At 69.6% G+C, this 359-nt stretch carries 1 pseudogene; it reads right to left on the reverse strand.

Annotated features, from left to right (window positions below):
• Positions 1-96: 96 nt before the first annotated feature.
• Positions 97-359 (reverse strand): annotated as a pseudogene (locus JHN63_RS52205) (IS110 family transposase); the annotation flags it as partial.

Here is a 359-nt window from a genome sequence, read left to right on the forward strand (position 1 = left end):
GTTCTGGGGTGTGGGGGTGCCGGCCGGGTGGGCGGGGTTGGTTGCCGGGCGGGTTTGTTTCTGTGGTCCGGTCGGTGGGGGGCCTTGTGGGTTTCGTCAAGCTGACGGGGCGGGCTGGGGTTCGTGGAGGGTGTCGTCGCGGAGTAACGCGAAGAGCACGTCGGTTCGTCGTCTGGCGGGGCGGCGGAGGGCTTGGGTGCGGTGCTTGCCCTGGCTGGTCTTCTTGTCGTGGTGGGTCCGGGAGACCGGGTCGGGCAGGGCTGCGAACGCGGACGGGAGGAAGGCCTGTTTGAGCTGCTTGTTTCCGCGGCGGGACGGTTGTTCGCGGCGGACCGGGGAACGGGAACTGCGGGTTGTGG

The organism is Streptomyces sp. MBT65, from assembly GCF_016612545.1.
GTDB lineage: Bacteria > Actinomycetota > Actinomycetes > Streptomycetales > Streptomycetaceae > Streptomyces.